We start from the raw sequence: 14,889 nt of genomic DNA, 5'->3' as shown, positions 1-14,889 counted from the left end.
TGATGGCGAACGAACGCGATACCGGGCCCGCGCCCGCCACTCCCGAAGCCGATCCGGCGGCCGCACCTCGCCGCGCGCGCGGCCATCGCGTCGTCGCGCTGAGCTGCGTGGCCTTTGTCGCCGCCATGGTCGGCGCGTCCTATGCGGCCGTTCCGCTCTACCAGATGTTCTGTCAGGTCACGGGTTTCGGCGGTGCCACGCGCGTCGCGGCCGCAGCGCCTGCCACGCCTCTGGAGCGCACGGTGGAGGTTCGTTTCGACGCCAATGTCGCGCCGGGCCTCGACTGGGCTTTCGAGCCCGAGCAGCGCTCGGTGACGGTGCGCGTCGGCGAGACCAAGCTCGCCTTCTACAGGGCGCATAACCGCAGCGACAAGCCGGTGACGGCCAGCGCGACCTACAACGTCACGCCCGCGCAGTCCGGCTATCATTTCGCGAAGATGCAGTGCTTCTGCTTCACCGACCAGACGCTGCAGCCGGGCGAGACGCTCGACATGCCCGTCGTCTTCTTCGTCGATCCCGCCTTCGCGGAGGATCCGGAGATGGCCGGCGTCAAGACTATTACGCTTTCCTACACCTTCTTCGCCAAGGCGACGCCGGTCGCCGCCGGGGCGCCGAAGGACGGCAAGGCACCGCTCTGAGCGGAAGACGCAATAGCGCGGCCGCAACGTCGGACCGCTGGGGAATTGGACGGAACGGAGAGCGCAACCCATGGCCGAGGCACACGCCAAGCACCACGACTACCACCTCGTCGAACCGAGCCCGTGGCCGTTCGTCATTTCGGTATTCGCCTTCGTTCTCGCGGTCGGCGCCGTGTTCTGGATGCACGGCCAGCTCACCGTGCTGGTCATGGTCGCCGGCTTCCTCGGCGTCCTCTACACCATGATCGTGTGGTGGCGGGACATCATCCGCGAGGGCGAGCACGAGCACCTGCACACGCCCGTCGTGCAGCTCCACCTGCGCTACGGCATGATCCTGTTCATCGCCTCCGAGGTGATGTTCTTCGTCGCGTGGTTCTGGGCCTTCTTCGACGCCGCGCTCTTCGTCGGCGAGGAGATCAACTTCGCCCGCGCCCAGGTGACGGGCGGCCACTGGCCGCCGAACGGGATCGAAACTTTCAATCCCTGGCACCTGCCGCTGCTCAACACGCTGATCCTGCTGACCTCCGGCACCACGCTCACCTGGGCGCACCACGCGCTGGTGCATGGCGACCGTGACGGCGCCAAGTGGGGCCTGTGGCTCACCGTCGGCCTCGGCATGATCTTCTCGATGCTGCAGGGCTTCGAGTACAGCCACGCCGAGTTCGCGTTCTCAGGCAACATCTACGGCGCGACCTTCTTCATGGCGACCGGCTTCCACGGCTTCCACGTGATCGTCGGCACCATCTTCCTCGCCGTCTGCCTCGGCCGTCTTTATGCCGGGCACTTCACGCCGACCCATCATTTCGGGTTCGAGGCCGCCGCCTGGTACTGGCACTTCGTCGACGTGGTGTGGCTGTTCCTCTTCACCTTCATCTATGTCTGGGGCAGTGCCGGCGCCGTCCACTGAAGACACCGGGGCATTCCATCGAGGGGCGGCGTCGAGCCGCCCCTTTTCATTTGGCGAACCCCGCGCGTTTTTGCGGATTTCCCGCCATGTCCGTTTGGGAGTAGACAGGGCCATGGACCTTCAGCCCTTTCACACTGGCGTCTCGCCCTATACGGCGGGCCTCACCTGCTCCTGTCCGCGCTGCGGGCGCGGCCGGCTCTTCAGCGGGTTCCTGACGGTGGCGCCGTCCTGCACGAATTGCGGGCTCGACTACGGCTTCGACGATTCCGGTGACGGCCCGGTGGTGTTCATCATCCTCGCCGCCGGCTCGCTGGTGGTAGGCCTCGCGCTCTGGGTCGAACTCACCTGGGCGCCGCCCTTCTGGGTGCATGCGCTGCTGTGGACGCCGCTCGTGCTGCTCTCGACCCTCGGCCTGCTGCGCCCGCTCAAGGCGACCATGATCGCCCTGCAATATGCCAAGCGCGCCCAGGAGGGGCGGCTCGACAGGGGCGACGCGTGAGCGTTGCCGAGCGCCCGGCCCGCCGCCTGCTCCCCGTTGCGCTCGCGGCGCTGGCGGCCTTTGCCGTGCTGGTCGGGCTTGGCATCTGGCAGCTCGAACGGCTGGCGTGGAAGGAGTCCCTCATCGCGCAGGTCGAGGCGCGCATCCACCAGCCCCTCGCCCCCCTCCCGGACGAGGCGGACTGGCCGGCGGTGAACTTCGCGCAGGACGAGTACCGGCGCGTCACCGCGCAGGGCCGCTTCCGCCATGATCTCGAAGTCCAGGTCTATGCGCTGATCGACACCGCGCCGGACGGCTCGGGCGGGCCCGGCTACTGGGTGGTGACGCCGCTCGCGCTCGCCGACGGTTCCTATGTGCTGGTCAATCGCGGCTTCGTGCCGGTCGATCGCCGCGCACCCGCCACGCGGGCGGAAGGGCAGGTCGACGGGCCCGTCACCGTCACCGGCCTGCTGCGCCTGCCGGAAGAGGCGGCGACGTTCACGCCGCCAAACGATCCGGCCAAGGACAGCTGGTTCGTGCGTGATCCCGAGGCCATCGCTTCGGCGAAGGGGCTTCTGCGCGTGGCGCCTTTCCTCATCGACGCGGACGCCGCCGCCAATCCCGGCGGGCTGCCGCGCGGCGGGCTGACGCGCGTCACCTTCCCGAACCGGCATCTGGAATATGCGCTCACCTGGTTCGGTCTTGCGGCGACGCTGCTCGGCGTATTCGTCGCGCTCGTCTGGAGCCGCCGGCGGCGCTGAGCCGGGTGCGCCGGCAAGCCCTTGCTTGCCACCTTGCTTGCCACCGGGCGGCACCGCCTCTAGTTTGCCGCCGAATTCTGACCGGAGGCGCGCGTGCGCTACATCTCGACCCGTGGCGAAGCGCCCGTGCTCGCCTTTTCCGACGCCCTGCTCGCCGGGCTCGCCCGCGATGGCGGCCTCTATGTGCCGGAAGCCTTCCCGGCGCTGGCGCCGCAGGACATCGCCCGCCTCGCCGGTCATTCCTATGCCGAGGTCGCCGGCCGGGTGATCGCGCCCTTCGTCGACGAGGTGTTCACGCCCGCCGTGCTGAAGCCGATGCTGGAGGAGGCCTATGCCTCCTTCCGCCATCCCGCCACCACGCCGCTGGTGCAGATCGCGCCGAACCGCTTCGTGCTGGAGCTGTTCCACGGCCCGACGCTCGCCTTCAAGGACGTGGCCATGCAGCTTCTCGGCCGCATGATGGATCACGTGCTCACCGAGCGCGACCAGCGCGCCACCATCGTCGGGGCCACGTCGGGCGACACCGGCAGCGCCGCCATCGAGGCGTTCCGGGGCCGCGCCCGCACCGACGTGTTTATCCTCTATCCCGCCGGCCGTGTCTCCGAGGTGCAGCGCCGGCAGATGACCACGGTGCCGGACGCCAATGTCCACGCCATCGCCATCGAGGGCACGTTCGACGACTGCCAGGCGCATGTGAAGGCGATGTTCAACAACCACGCCTTCCGCGACCGGCTTCAGCTCGCGGGCGTTAACTCGATCAACTGGGCGCGCATCGTCGCGCAGGTGGTCTATTACTTCGTCGCCGGCGCGGCGCTCGGTTCGCCGCATCGGCCAATTTCCTTCGTGGTGCCGACCGGCAATTTCGGCGATGTGCTGGCCGGCTATGTCGCCAAGCGCATGGGCCTGCCGGTCGACCGGCTGGTGATCGCCACCAACGTCAACGACATCCTTGCCCGCACCCTCGCAACCGGGCGCTACGAGGTGACCGGCGTCGAGCCGTCTTCCTCGCCCTCAATGGATATCCAGGTTTCCTCGAATTTCGAGCGCGTGCTGTTCGAGGCGCTGGACCGCGACGCCGGCGCGCTGCGGGGGCTCATGGCCTCGCTCGGCCAGTCCGGTGCCTTCTCCCCGCCCAATGCCGCCCTGGACGCCATCCGCGCCGATTTCGACGCCGGACGCACGGACGAGGCGCAGACGGCGGAGACGATCGCCCGCGTGCTGCGCGAGACCGGCTATCTGCTGGACCCGCACACGGCGGTCGCCGTCTCGGTCGCCGAGCGCATCAAGCACGATCCGCGCGTGCCGCAGGTCGTGCTCTCCACCGCCCATCCCGCCAAGTTCCCCGACGCGGCGGAGCGGGCGAGCGGCGTTCGGCCGGCGCTGCCGCCGCATCTCGCGGACCTGCTGGCGCGGCCCGAGCGTACGCCGACCCTGCCCAACAACATTGCCGACATCGAGACCTACATCGCCCGCCATGCCCGCGCGGCGGAGAGCGTGGCATGAGCGCGGAGGCGGCGAACGGCCCGCGCATCACGCGCCTCGACAATGGCGTGACGGTCATCACCGACACCATGCCGCACCTCGCCACCGCCTCGCTCGGCATCTGGGCGGGGGCGGGGGCGCGCGACGAGCGGGCGGACGAACACGGCATCTCGCATTTGCTGGAGCACATGGCGTTCAAGGGCACGCGCCGCCGCTCGGCCCGCGCCATCGCCGAGGAGATCGAGGCGGTCGGCGGCGATATCAATGCTGCCACCAGCGTCGAGCACACCACCTACAATGCCCGCGTGCTGGGCGAGGATGTCCCGCTCGCCCTCGACGTTCTGGCCGATATCCTCACCGAGCCGGCCTTCGATCCCGAGGAACTGGCGCGCGAGCACAATGTGATCGTGCAGGAGATCGGCGCCGCGCTCGACACGCCGGACGATCTCGTCTTCGACCTTTTTCAGGAGCGGGCCTTCCCCGGCCAGCCCATTGGCCGCTCGATCCTCGGCACGCCGTCGAGCGTGCGTTCCTTCGGGCCGGAGGCGCTGCGGACCTATCTCGCGCGCAACTACCGCGGCCCGCGCACCATTGTGGCGGCGGCGGGAGCGGTCGACCATGAGCGCCTCGTCGAGGAAGTGTCGCGCCGCCTCGGCTGCTTCTCCGGCGAGGACAAGCCGGCTCCGGAGCCGAGCCGCTACGAGGGCGGCGTCCAAATCGGCGGCGGGCGCGACCTGGAACAGGCGCATGTGCTGATCGGCCTGCCGGGCCTGTCCTATCGCGACCCCGGCTTCCACGCGCTGCAGATCTTCACCAATGTGCTCGGCGGGGGCATGTCCTCGCGGTTGTTCCAGGAGGTCCGCGAGGCGCGGGGCCTGTGCTACGCGGTCTATTCCTTCCACTGGGCCTATTCCGACACCGGCCTGTTCGGCATCTATGCCGGCACGGATGGCGGCGATGTCGACGAACTGGTGTCCGTCGCCGTCGATCAGGTAGCGGAAACCATCGAGACCATGACCGAGGCCGAGCTGGCGCGCTCCAAGGCGCAAGCCAAGGTCGGGCTGCTTGCGGCGCTGGAGAGTTCCGGCGCCCGCGCCGACCAGCTTGCCCGCCAGATGCTGGCCTTCGGCCGTCCTATCCCGCTGGAGGAGATCGTCGGCAAGGTCGAGGCGGTGACGCTGGACGACGCACGGGCGGCAGGCCGTGCCCTCATCGCGCGCGGACGGACCACCTTCACTGCGCTCGGCCCCGGAAAATCTCTTGAATCGGCGGCGCGCATCGCGGAACGTCTGTCTCCAGCGTAACCTGCCGTCGCGGCACCGACATGGCCCTTTTCCGCTCGGTTTCCTGGCATGAGCCTCCGATGCTCATCGAGGGCGGGGACGTGCTGCTGCGCATGCCGCAAATGGCCGACTTCGCCGCCTGGGCGGCGCTGCGCGAGCGCAGCCGGGCCTTTCTCACGCCGTGGGAGCCGATCTGGCCCGCCTACGACCTCACGCGCGGCTCGTTCCGCCGCCGCATGCGGCGCTACACCCGCGACGTGCGCGAGGACCTCGCCTATCCCTTCCTCGTCTTCCGCCGCGCGGACCGCGCGCTGCTGGGCGGGCTGTCGCTCTCCAATGTGCGGCGCGGCGTCACGCAGACCGCGAGCCTGGGCTACTGGATGGGCGAGCCCTTCGCCGGCCGGGGCTATATGGGCGCGGCGGTGCGCACGCTGCTGCCGTTCGCCCATGGCACGCTGGGACTGCGCCGCGTCGAAGCGGCCTGCCTGCCGCACAACGCGCCCTCGATCCGGTTGCTGGAGGGCGCGGGCTTCCAGCGCGAGGGCTATGGGCGGGAATATCTCTGCATCAACGGCATCTGGCAGGACCACCTGCTGTTCGCCCGCCTCGCCACCGACTCCATAGCCCCGGCACATCGGCTCGAAGCGCCTAGTTTAGTGCCGTTCGAAAGTGGAAGAGAGTTGAGCGGGCGGAGCTAATCTAGAATTCGTAAAAAATACCGTGATGACTACCTGAGGGATCGGATCACACGATCGACAGATCGGCATTTGCCGATTGACGTCGGTTCTGAATAGCGCGAAAAAGAAGACTAAGGCCAAATTTAGAATAATTCTAAATGGCTGAGCACTTCGGTCCCGCCTCCCGATGATCGTCTGTTCCTGCAATGTGCTTTCCGACCGTCAGATCCGCGACGCGATGACGGAGACGCAGGCGCCCGTGCGTTCGGTTGGGCAGGTGTACCGGTGCCTGGGATGCAGCGCCCAGTGCGGCCGCTGCGCCCGCACCATCCGCAAGCTGATCGACGACGTGAACGCCGCCTGCGGCACCTGCGCGCGCGATTGTCCCGTGGCGAACCATTCCCACGCAGGGAACTCGCACGCAGGCCACTCTCACGCGGGGCATTCCCACGTCGGACATACGCACCCCGCGCAGGTCGATTTCGCCGTCGCGGCGGAATGAGCCGGGACACGGCGCTTTCCTCCTGTCCGGCGTTGCCTAGCAATTAGAATTCTTCTAAAAAGATGGCAGTCCCAGAACGAGAGGCGCTGCCATGAAGGGCGACACCAAGGTCATCGAATATCTCAATCGCGGCGTCCGGTCGGAGCTGACCGCGATCAACCAGTACTGGCTGCATTACCGCATGCTGGACAACTGGGGCTACAAGAAGCTCGCCGCCAAGTGGCGCGCGGAATCGATCGAGGAGATGCAGCACGCGGACCGCTTCATCGACCGCATCCTGTTCCTCGAAGGGCTGCCGAACCTGCAGGTGCTGGATCCCCTGCGCATCGGCCAGGACATCAAGGAAGTGATCGAGTGCGATCTCGCCGCCGAGATCGAGGCGCGCGCGCTCTATCAGGAAGCTGCGACCTATTGCGAGTCGGTGCAGGACTATCCGAGCCGCGACCTGTTCAAGGCGCTCATGGCGGATGAGGAAGGCCATATCGACTTCCTGGAAACCCAGCTCGACCTCATCGGCAATCTCGGCCTCCAGCTCTACGCCCAGCACCATATCGGCGATCTGGACTGAGCCGGGGTCGATGCGATCATGACGGGGGCCGGTCGTCAGACCGGCCCTTTTGCATGCCGGCCCACCGCACGCCGCCTATCGCGTCCTCGCCCATCCAGTTTCGGATTAGACTTATTCTAAGATATTGAAATAACGTACCTTTTCATTGACCCCTCAGGGGCTCTCCGCTACCGCCTGCCGCGTACCTAACGTCAGGTCCGATGCCCGGCACATCCGGCCGCTCGGCTCGCGCAGGAGACCGCCATGACTTACGCAGCGCCCACCGCCTTCGCTCGCCGTCTCGCCCTGTGCGGGCTTGCCGCCGCCGGCTTCGCCTTCGCCCCGCTCGGCGCCTCGGCGGAAGAGGTCGTGAATGTCTACACGACCCGCGAGCCCGGTCTGGCCAAGCCGCTCTTCGACGCCTTCAGCGAAAAGACCGGCATCAAGGTCAACAGCGTCTTCGTGAAGGACGGTCTTCCCGAGCGCGTGAAGGCGGAAGGCGCGGGCTCGCCGGCCGACGTGCTGATGACGGTGGATGTCGGCGCGCTGCTCGATCTGGTCGATCAGGGCGTGACCCAGCCGGTGAAGTCCGAGGCGCTGGACAAGGCGATCCCCGCCAATCTGCGCGGCGCCGACGGCCAGTGGTTCGCGCTGTCGACCCGCGCCCGCGTCGCCTATGTCTCGAAGGACCGCGTGAAGGAAACCGCGCTGACCTATGAGGACTTCGCCGACCCGAAGTGGAAGGGCGAGGTCTGCATCCGCTCGGGCAAGCACCCCTACAACACCGCGCTCATTGCCGCCTATATCGTCCATCACGGCGAGGCGAAGGCCGAGGAGTGGCTCAAGGGCGTCAAGGCCAACCTCGCCCGCAAGGCGGCCGGCGGGGATCGGGAGGTTGCGCGCGATATTCTCGGCGACATCTGCGATCTCGGCCTCGCCAACTCCTACTATGTGGGCCTGATGCGCTCCGGCAAGGGCGGGCCCGAGCAGGAGGAATGGGGCAAGGCGATCAACGTGATCCTGCCGACCTTCGAGGGCGGCGGCACCCATGTGAACATCTCCGGCGCCAGCGTCGCCAAGAACGCGCCGAACAAGGACAACGCCGTCAAGCTGCTGGAATATCTCGTCTCCCCGGAGGCGCAGGCGCTTTACGCCAAGGCCAACTTCGAATACCCGGTCGTGCCCGGCGCGCCGGTCGATCCGATCATCGCCGCCTTCGGCCCGCTCAAGGTCGACAATGTCGACCTCGTCGCGCTGGCCAAGGCCCGCAAGGCGGCGGCCGACCTCGCCGACAAGGTCGGGTTCGACAACTAGATCTGGTAGGCGCGGTGTTGGCCGTCAGGGACACCGCCACTGCCTCCCGATGCCCATCCTGTCCCGGAGCGGCCGCCGCTCCGGGATTTCGTCGTGTGACATGAGCTTGGCAGTTTCCGACACCCATAGGACGGCCTCCGCCGCCGGCTCGCCCCTTCTCAAGGTGGCGGCGGGGGCGGTTGTGCTTCTGGTGCTGCTGCCGCTGCTGGCGCTGTGCTGGGTGGCGCTGCAGGGATCGGGCGACCTGTGGCCCCACCTCATTGCCAACGTCATCCCGCACGCGCTGTTCGAGACGACGCTGCTGGTGTTCGGCGTCGGCGTGTGCGCCGGGGTGATCGGCACCGGCACCGCCTGGCTGGTGGCGGTCTGCCGCTTTCCCGGACGCGGCGTGTTCGAATGGGCGCTGCTGCTGCCGCTCGCCATACCGACCTATATCCAGGCCTTCGTCTATGTCGACGCGGTGCACCCGCTCGGGCCCATCCCGACGCTGATCCGCAGCATGTTCGGCCTGCGGCCGCGCGACCTCTGGCTGCCGGAGGTGCGCTCGCTGCCCGGCTGCATCGTGCTGCTGAGCCTCGTTCTCTACCCCTATGTCTACCTCGCCGCCCGCTCGGCCTTCCTCGTGCAGACCGCCTCGGTACTGGACGCCGCGCGCACGCTGGGCGTGGGCGCGGGCGAGGCGTTCTTCCGCATCGCCCTGCCGCTCGCCCGCCCCGCCATCGTGGTCGGCGTGACGCTGGCGCTGATGGAGACGGTGAACGACATCGGCGCCAGCGAATTCCTCGGCGTGCAGACGCTGACGCTGTCGATCTATTCGACCTGGCTCAACCGCTCCAGCCTGCCCGGCGCGGCGCAGATCGCGCTGATGATGCTGGCGCTGATGTTCGCGCTGGTGCTGCTGGAGCGCTGGGGCCGTCGCCACCAGAGGGTCGGCAATATCGGCGACCGCGCCCGCGCGCCGGTGCGCCGCCCGCTCGCGCCCGGCCATGCGGCGCTGGCCTTCGCCGCCTGCCTGCTGCCGGTGCTGCTCGGCTTCGTGGTTCCGGCCGGGCACCTCGCCTTGTCGGCCTGGAAGCGGCTCCAGTTCCACGGCTTCCCCGAGACGGTGGTCGCCGAGGCGGTCAACACCGCCCTGTTCGCCGCGTTGGGCACCGGCGGCGCGCTGCTGCTGGGCTTTGCCGTGGTGGTGGCGCTGCGCACCGGCGCGCTGCGCTCGGCGCTCGCGCTCCGGCTGGCCGGGCTCGGCTATGCCGTGCCGGGAACCGTGCTGGCGGTGGGCCTGCTGGTGCCGCTGGCGGGCTTCGACAATCTCGTCTCGGCCTTCAGCCAGCAGCTTTTCGGCATCTCCACCGGCCTCATCCTTTCCGGCTCGGGCGCGGCGCTCATCATCGCCTATGTCATCCGCTTCCTCGCCATCCCCGTCGGTGGGCTGGAGGCGGGCTACGGCAAGATCGGCACGACGCTCGACATGGCGGCGCGCAGCCTCGGCGAGCGGCCCGGCGGGGTGGTGCGGCGCATCCACCTGCCGCTGCTGCGCCCCGCGCTCGGCGCCGCCGCGCTGCTGGTGTTCGTCGACTGCATGAAGGAACTGCCGGCGACGCTGATGCTGCGCCCGCTGAACTTCGAGACGCTGGCGAGCCACGTCTATGCCGAAGCCGCGCGGGGAACCTACGAGGACGGCGCGCTGGCCGCGCTCCTCATCGTGCTGGTGGGCCTCGCGCCGGTCATATTGCTGGCCCGCCTGAGCCGGCCGCAGCACGATTGAGCCTTGGGGGAAAGGCCGTCATCCCGGACGGCCTGCAACACCGTCATGGCCGGGCTTGACCCGGCCATCCACGTCTTTCCCATGCCGGGGGCTTTCGGGCCGAAGTCGTGGATCCCCGGGTCAGGCCCGGAGATGACGGTGTTCGTGGGATTGGCGGTGCTTCATCGGGGCGGTGGTCGATCCGTCATCCCGGACGGCCGGAGGCCGGTCCGGGATCGTTCCCCGAATGGCGAGCGATCCCGGCTCTTCGCTACGCTCCGGCCGGGATGACGGTGTTCGGGCGGCTGCAACACCGTCATGGCCGGGCTTGACTCGGCCATCCACGTCTTTCCCATGCCGGGGGCTTTCGGGCCCAAGTCGTGGATCCCCGGATCAAGTCCGGGGACGACGGTGTATGGTCTGGGGGCGGCCGCCCCTCACACCGCCAGTTCCGGCAGGTCGCGGTAGAGTTCCAGCGATTCCGGGTTGGCCAGCGCCTCGGTGTTCTTCACCGGCCGACCATGCACCACCTCGCGCACGGCGAGCTCGGTGATCTTGCCCGAGCGGGTGCGCGGGATATCCGTCACGGCGATGATCTTCGCCGGCACGTGGCGCGGGCTGGCGCCGGTACGAATCTGCGTCTTGATGCGCCTGTCGAGATCGGCGTCGAGCGCCGCGCCCTCCTTCAGCCGCACGAACAGCACGACGCGCACGTCATTGTCCCATTCCTGCCCGATGGCGATGGCTTCGAGGATTTCCGGCACCTGCTCGGCCTGCGCGTAAATCTCGGCGGTGCCGATGCGCACGCCCTGCGGGTTCAGCGTCGCGTCGGATCGGCCGTGGATGACGATGCCGCCATGCTCGGTCCATTCGGCGAAGTCGCCGTGGCACCACACATTGTCGAAGCGCTCGAAATAGGCGGCATGGTACTTGGCGCCCTCCGGGTCGTTCCAGAACTGCACCGGCATGCAGGGGAAGGGACGGGTGCAGACCAGCTCGCCGCGCTCTCCGGTAACGGCCTTGCCCTCGTCCGACCACACCTCGACCGCCATGCCGAGGCCTGGCGCCTGTATCTCGCCCTTGTAGACGGGGGCGGTCGGGTCGCCGAGCACGAAGCAGGAGACGATGTCCGTGCCGCCCGAGATCGAGGCGAGGTGAAGGTCCGACTTTATGCCCTCATAGACATAGGCGAAGCTTTCCGGCGCCAGCGGCGAGCCGGTGGAGGTGAGCGCCTTCAGCGCCGAGAGGTCGTGCGTCTCGCCCGGACGCACGCCTTCCTTGCGGAGCGAGTCGATGTATTTCGCGGAGGTGCCGAACAGCGCGAACCGCTCCTTCTCCGCATAGTCGAACAGCACCGAGGGCGTCGGCGCGAAGGGCGAGCCGTCGAACAGGCACAGGGTCAGGCCGCTGGCGAGGCCGGTGACGAGCCAGTTCCACATCATCCAGCCGCAGGTGGTGAAGTAGAACAGCCGCTCGCCCGGCGCGAGATCGCAATGCAGCCGGTGCTCCTTGATGTGCTGGAGCAGCGTGCCGCCGGCCCCGTGCACGATGCATTTGGGCACGCCCGTGGTGCCCGAGGAGAACAGGATGAACGCCGGATGGTTGAAAGGCAGCCGCTCGAAGGTGAGCGGCGCCGGCGCGAAGGGCGCGATGAAGGCGTCGAGCGAGGCGCCGTTCGGAAGGCGGGCGACGACCGCTTCCGCCTCGTCGAGATAGGGCACGATGACCGCCCGCGCGAGGCCGGGAAGCTGCGGCACCACATGGGCCAGCTTGTCGGCGATGGAGACGCGCTTGCCGTTGTACCAGTAGCCGTCGCAGGCGAAGTAGACCTTGGGCGCGATCTGGCCGAAGCGGTCGAGAATGCCGCGCTCGCCGAAATCGGGCGAGCAGGAGGAGAAGATGGCGCCCAGCGAGGTCGCCGCCAGCATGATGGCGATGGTCTCGGGCATGTTGGGCAGCGTCGCAGCCACCCGGTCGCCCGCCGTCACGCCCGCCGCGCGCAGCGCCTGCTGGAGACGCGAGACGAGATCGCTCAGTTCGCCGAAGGTGACGTGCCGCTCGACCTTGTCCTCGCCGCGAAAGATCACCGCGATGTCGGCGCGCGCGCGCGGGCGCAGCAGGTTCTCGGCGTAGTTGAGGCGCGCTTCGGGGAAGAACTGCGCGCCGGGCATGCGCGCGCCGTCGACCAGCAGCGGCCCCGGCTTCTCGCCGATCACCTCGCCCAGATCCCAGATTTCCTCCCAGAAATCGGCGGGATTCTCGATCGACCAGCGGTGCAGCGCGCGATAGCCGGCGAGGGAGGTGCCGCGGCGGGCATTGACCGCGCCGATGAAGGCGGAAAGCTGCGTGGCCGCGACCCGTTCCGGGCTCGGCGTCCAAAGCGGTTCCTGCCCCGTCGCGCTCATGCTTTTCGTCCTCTTCATCCGCCGCGCCGCTCGCCGGATCGCGGCTCCCTCGACTGCCAGTCATAGCGTTCGGCCGCGCGTCTGTCAGGCCATCAAACAGACACAGACGCACAACATGTTGCGCCCGCTTTCAACCGGATCCACGACCGCGGTGCGACCTGTGCTTGCGCGGTTTCGCCCCGATGCTGTAGCGAGGGTCCAGAGGCGCTCGACCTGATGAAGAAATACGTTCCGTTCCTGATCCTGCCGGTGGCGGCGGCGCTGGCCGCCGGCGTCCTCGCGCCCAAGCTCGCCTCCGAGGAGCGGCTGCGCGGCGAGATCGTGGCGCTGGTCGAGGCCAAGGCCGGTCGCACGCCGGTGATCGAGGGTCCGGTGAGTTTCGCCGTGCTGCCCTGGCCGTCCATCGAGGTCGAGCGCGTGGCCATCGACGAGCCGCGCGGGCGCGTCGAGATCGGTGCGGCCCGGGTGGTGCTGGACCTGCTGCCGCTGCTCGCCGGCACGCTGAGCGCCGACCATATCGAACTGACCGGCGCCGACGTCACGCTGAACGAGCCCGGCGACGGCCTCGACGCCGTGAGTGCGCTCGTCACCGGCCTCGGCGCCGCGGGCTCGGAGGCGGAGATCTACGTCCGCAGCGGCAGCGTGCGCGTCGCGCGGCAGGGCGGCGACGAGACAGTCATCCCGCAGGCCGATGTGCGCATCGCCTGGCGCGGCGGGCGCGACGCGACGGTCGCGGGGCGCGCGGTGTGGCGCGGGGAGCCGCTGGACGTCGATCTTAACGTGTCGGGCCTCGCCGCGCTGGCGGCGGGCGGCGCGGGAGGGCTGCGGCTCTCCCTGTCCGGCGTGCCTGCGGACCTCGCCTTCGAGGGCGGCATGCGGCTGGCCGGCGGGCCGGTCGTCAACGGCGCGCTGTCGGTGTCCTCGCGCAAGCTGCGCGAGGCGCTGGAATGGCTCGACGTCGAGCCTCCGACCGAGCAGGGCTTCGGCCCGTTCCGGCTGCGCGGCGCCGCGCTGGTGTCGGCGCAGGGCGTGGTGCTGAACGATGCCCGCATCGACCTCGACGGCAATTCCGGGGTCGGCGGCTTCAACCTGCGCGTCGACGGCAGCCGCGCCATATTGCAGGGCTCGCTCGCCAGCGAGCAACTCGACCTGTCGCCCTATGGCCAGCTCGCGCTTGCCGGCGTGCAGGGCGGCATGTGGAGCCGCGACGCCATCGACCTCGACCGCACCCGCTCCATGGATGTGGACCTGCGCCTTTCCGCTACCCAGGTGCTGGCGGGCGACGCCAGCTTCCGCGGCATGGCCGCCAGCGCCACCGTCAAGGGCGGCAAGCTCTCTCTCGCCATCGGCGAGGCGGAAGCCTGGGGCGGGGTGTTCCGCGCGGCGCTGCACGTCGCCCCGCTCGACACCGGCGCCGAGGTGCGGGTCGACCTGTCCGCCGACGACGTGGCGCTGGCGCAGGCGCTGGGCGAACTGTTCCGCGTGCAGCGGCTGGAGGGCACCGGCTCGTTCCGCCTCTCCGCCGGCGGCGCGGGGGCCAGCGTCATGGAGATCGTGCAGAATTTGGGCGGCGCCTTCACCCTGACGGGCGAGAAGGGGGCGCTGGTCGGCATCGATGTCGGGCGCATTCTCGCGCGGCTGGAGAAGCGCCCGCTTTCGGGCGGGGGCGACCTGCGCGGCGGGCGTACGCCCTATGACAGCATCGTGGTCGATGCCAGCATCAGCGGCGGCATCGCCAAGCTCGACCGCATCGACCTGCAAAGCAGCAAGCTGCGCATCGCGCTGGCCGGCGAGAGCTCCATCGCCCAGCGCGACCTCGACTTCGCCGGCACCGCGCAGCTTGTCGGCAGCGGCCCGGCCGAGGCCGGCCGGGCAAGCTCGGGCTCGGGCGCGGCCTCGGGTACGGCCTCCGGCAAGGCAGCGTCGCCTCCCGCGAATGCGGCTGCGGCCCCTACCGCCACCGCCGCGTCGGCGGGCAATGGCGAGGCGGCGGTCGTGCCCATCGCCTTCGAGCTTCCCTTCATCGTGCGCGGCGACTGGGACCGGCCCATCGTGCTGCCGGACCCGCAGGCGCTGATCCGCCGCTCCGGCGCCGCCCGCCCGCTCTTCGGCGGGCCGGGGGCGATGGGCGTCGTCGACCCGCTGCCCTGA

13 protein-coding genes are annotated in these 14,889 nt (G+C 69.1%); 12 read left to right on the top strand and 1 reads right to left on the bottom strand.

Annotated features, from left to right (window positions below; all coding sequences use genetic code 11):
* The first annotated feature begins 2 nt into the window (after positions 1-2).
* From MWN33_RS13875 to MWN33_RS13825, 11 genes are all read left to right on the top strand, one after another.
* Positions 3-638 (top strand): cytochrome c oxidase assembly protein, encoded by a 636-nt coding sequence (locus MWN33_RS13875; protein WP_247201626.1) that lies wholly within the window; start codon positions 3-5, stop codon positions 636-638.
* A 70-nt stretch (positions 639-708) separates the two neighbouring features.
* Entirely contained in the window at positions 709-1,545 is an 837-nt protein-coding gene (locus tag MWN33_RS13870) for a cytochrome c oxidase subunit 3 (RefSeq protein WP_247201625.1), read from the top strand.
* Positions 1,546-1,657: 112 nt separating this feature from the next.
* Complete coding sequence (locus tag MWN33_RS13865; RefSeq protein WP_247201624.1) at positions 1,658-2,044, top strand: DUF983 domain-containing protein; 387 nt, start codon at positions 1,658-1,660, stop codon at positions 2,042-2,044.
* Entirely contained in the window at positions 2,041-2,784 is a 744-nt protein-coding gene (locus MWN33_RS13860) for an SURF1 family protein (protein ID WP_247201623.1), read from the top strand. Before MWN33_RS13865 ends, MWN33_RS13860 begins: the two co-directional genes overlap by 4 nt.
* Before the next feature lie 93 nt (positions 2,785-2,877).
* The gene (gene thrC / locus MWN33_RS13855; RefSeq protein WP_247201622.1) at positions 2,878-4,287 is read left to right on the top strand and encodes a threonine synthase; all 1,410 of its coding nucleotides are present in this window, start codon (positions 2,878-2,880) and stop codon (positions 4,285-4,287) included.
* Complete coding sequence (locus MWN33_RS13850; RefSeq protein WP_247201621.1) at positions 4,284-5,570, top strand: M16 family metallopeptidase; 1,287 nt, start codon at positions 4,284-4,286, stop codon at positions 5,568-5,570. The genes thrC and MWN33_RS13850 overlap by 4 nt, the downstream gene beginning before the upstream one ends.
* 20 nt (positions 5,571-5,590) lie before the next feature.
* Positions 5,591-6,247, top strand: a complete 657-nt coding sequence (locus MWN33_RS13845) for a GNAT family N-acetyltransferase (RefSeq protein ID WP_247201620.1) — start codon at positions 5,591-5,593, stop codon at positions 6,245-6,247.
* Between the two features lie 166 nt (positions 6,248-6,413).
* Complete coding sequence (locus tag MWN33_RS13840) at positions 6,414-6,728, top strand: (2Fe-2S)-binding protein (RefSeq protein WP_247201619.1); 315 nt, start codon at positions 6,414-6,416, stop codon at positions 6,726-6,728.
* A 91-nt stretch (positions 6,729-6,819) separates the two neighbouring features.
* Entirely contained in the window at positions 6,820-7,296 is a 477-nt protein-coding gene (gene bfr / locus MWN33_RS13835) for a bacterioferritin (RefSeq protein WP_247201618.1), read from the top strand.
* A 243-nt stretch (positions 7,297-7,539) separates the two neighbouring features.
* Positions 7,540-8,589: an extracellular solute-binding protein gene (locus tag MWN33_RS13830; protein ID WP_247201617.1), complete on the top strand. Its 1,050-nt coding sequence runs from the start codon at positions 7,540-7,542 to the stop codon at positions 8,587-8,589.
* 100 nt (positions 8,590-8,689) lie between these two features.
* Positions 8,690-10,354, top strand: a complete 1,665-nt coding sequence (locus tag MWN33_RS13825; RefSeq protein WP_247201616.1) for an ABC transporter permease — start codon at positions 8,690-8,692, stop codon at positions 10,352-10,354.
* A 416-nt stretch (positions 10,355-10,770) separates the two neighbouring features.
* Here MWN33_RS13825 and MWN33_RS13820 read toward each other — a convergent pair whose 3' ends face one another.
* Positions 10,771-12,738, bottom strand: coding sequence for an acetoacetate--CoA ligase (locus MWN33_RS13820; RefSeq protein WP_247201615.1), 1,968 nt, complete (start codon positions 12,736-12,738; stop codon positions 10,771-10,773).
* Positions 12,739-12,954: 216 nt separating this feature from the next.
* Here MWN33_RS13820 and MWN33_RS13815 point away from each other — a divergent pair, with 216 nt between their 5' ends.
* On the top strand, positions 12,955-14,889 hold the full coding sequence (locus tag MWN33_RS13815; RefSeq protein WP_247201614.1) for an AsmA family protein: 1,935 nt from the start codon (positions 12,955-12,957) through the stop codon (positions 14,887-14,889).

This window comes from Ancylobacter koreensis (assembly GCF_023016525.1).
In the GTDB taxonomy this organism is placed as follows: domain Bacteria; phylum Pseudomonadota; class Alphaproteobacteria; order Rhizobiales; family Xanthobacteraceae; genus Ancylobacter; species Ancylobacter koreensis.
The sequence above is the reverse complement of the archived record's forward strand: the minus strand, read 5'-3'. Positions and strand labels throughout refer to the sequence as shown.

Coding starts and splice junctions, on each gene's coding strand:
- MWN33_RS13875 (WP_247201626.1), top strand. CDS start 3: ATGGCGAACGAACGCGATACCGGGCCCGCGCCCGCCACTCCCGAAGCC.
- MWN33_RS13870 (WP_247201625.1), top strand. CDS start 709: ATGGCCGAGGCACACGCCAAGCACCACGACTACCACCTCGTCGAACCG.
- MWN33_RS13865 (WP_247201624.1), top strand. CDS start 1,658: ATGGACCTTCAGCCCTTTCACACTGGCGTCTCGCCCTATACGGCGGGC.
- MWN33_RS13850 (WP_247201621.1), top strand. CDS start 4,284: ATGAGCGCGGAGGCGGCGAACGGCCCGCGCATCACGCGCCTCGACAAT.
- MWN33_RS13845 (WP_247201620.1), top strand. CDS start 5,591: ATGGCCCTTTTCCGCTCGGTTTCCTGGCATGAGCCTCCGATGCTCATC.
- MWN33_RS13840 (WP_247201619.1), top strand. CDS start 6,414: ATGATCGTCTGTTCCTGCAATGTGCTTTCCGACCGTCAGATCCGCGAC.
- bfr (WP_247201618.1), top strand. CDS start 6,820: ATGAAGGGCGACACCAAGGTCATCGAATATCTCAATCGCGGCGTCCGG.
- MWN33_RS13830 (WP_247201617.1), top strand. CDS start 7,540: ATGACTTACGCAGCGCCCACCGCCTTCGCTCGCCGTCTCGCCCTGTGC.
- MWN33_RS13825 (WP_247201616.1), top strand. CDS start 8,690: ATGAGCTTGGCAGTTTCCGACACCCATAGGACGGCCTCCGCCGCCGGC.
- MWN33_RS13820 (WP_247201615.1), bottom strand. CDS start 12,738: ATGAGCGCGACGGGGCAGGAACCGCTTTGGACGCCGAGCCCGGAACGG.
- MWN33_RS13815 (WP_247201614.1), top strand. CDS start 12,955: ATGAAGAAATACGTTCCGTTCCTGATCCTGCCGGTGGCGGCGGCGCTG.